This is a genomic window from Streptomyces sp. NPDC043812, from assembly GCF_056436245.1.
Genome location: NZ_JBWKCY010000100.1, coordinates 1 through 1,330, shown reverse-complemented (window position 1 = coordinate 1,330; position 1,330 = coordinate 1). Strand labels below are relative to the sequence as shown.

The following is a 1,330-nucleotide window of genomic DNA, read 5'->3' as shown; positions in this document are numbered from 1 at the left end:
TGAACCGTTCCGGGTTCGGTAGAGACTCTATTCCGTGAAAGGATTGAGTCATGGCACGCCCCTCCTCCTACCCTTCTGAGCTGCGCAAACGAGCGGTCCGCATGGTCGCCGAGGTCCGCGGTGATTACCCGAACGAGTCGGCTGCGCTCAGGGCGGTCGCCCAGAAGCTCGGCATCGGCTCGGCTGAGACCTTGCGGAACTGGGTGAAGCGCGAGGAGATCAACTCCGGGCAGCGTCCGGGGACGACCACGGAGGAGTCCGCGCAGATCAAGGCCATGAAGAAGGAGATCGCCGAGCTGAAGCGGGCCAACGACATCCTGAAGGCCGCGGCAAGTTTCTTCGCGGCCGAGCTCGACCGGCCACACACACGCTCGTAGCGTTCATCGACGAGCACCGGGCCCGCTTCGGCGGTGTCGAGCCGATCTGCCGCGTGCTCACCGAGCACGACTGCAAGATCGCCCCCTCCACCTATTACGCCCACCGCAAGCGACTCCGGTCCCCGTCGGCCCGCACCGTCCGAGACGCCGAGCTGAAGCCGCTCATCCAGCAGATTTTCGAGGTCAACTACCGTGTCTACGGGGCCAGGAAGGTCTGGCGTGAGCTGCACCGCCAAGGCCACATCGTGGCCCGGTGCACCGTCGAACGGCTGATGCGCGAGCTCGGCATCGCCGGCGCTGTCCGCGGAAAGAAGCTCATCACCACGATCCCGGCCAGCAGCGTCGAGCGGGCACCGGATCTACTGGACCGCAACTTCGCCGCGCCGGCCCCCAACCGCTGCTGGGTCGCCGACTTCACCCACGTCAGGACCTGGTCCGGAGTCGTCTACGTCGCGTTCGTCGTCGACATCTTCTCCCGCCGGATTGTCGGCTGGTCAGCCGCCACGTCGAAGGAGACCAGGCTCGTCCTGGACGCCCTGGACATGGCCCTGTGGCAACGCGACCGCGACGAACAGCCCTACCAGCGAGGCGAGTTGATACATCATTCCGATGCCGGGTCGCAGTACACGAGTTTCCGGCTCGCCGAGCACCTGGACGCCGCCGGCATCGCCGCCTCGATCGGCTCGGTCGGCGACGCCTACGACAACGCCCTCATGGAGTCCACGATCGGCCTGTTCAAAACCGAACTGATCAAGCCCGGACGGCCCTGGCGAACCCTTTCCCAGGTCGAACTCGCCACCGCCGAGTGGATCGACTGGTACTGCCACCGCCGGCTTCACGGTGAAATAGGGCACATCCCACCCGTCGAATACGAGACCAGCTACTACCGCGCAACCCCGAAACCCCAGGTCACAACCACAATCTGAAGTCTCTACCGAACCCGGAACGGTTCA

The 1,330-nt window shown here is 65.1% G+C and carries 1 protein-coding gene; it reads left to right on the top strand.

What is annotated here, in order from left to right; all coding sequences use genetic code 11:
* Positions 1-50 precede the first annotated feature (50 nt).
* Positions 51-1,303 (top strand): IS3 family transposase gene (locus AC067Z_RS38910; RefSeq protein ID WP_478794361.1). Its coding sequence is split into 2 segments (ribosomal slippage): positions 51-333 and positions 333-1,303, totalling 1,254 coding nucleotides; the frame shifts between segments, so codons are not numbered across the junction.
* The last annotated feature ends 27 nt before the right edge of the window (positions 1,304-1,330 follow it).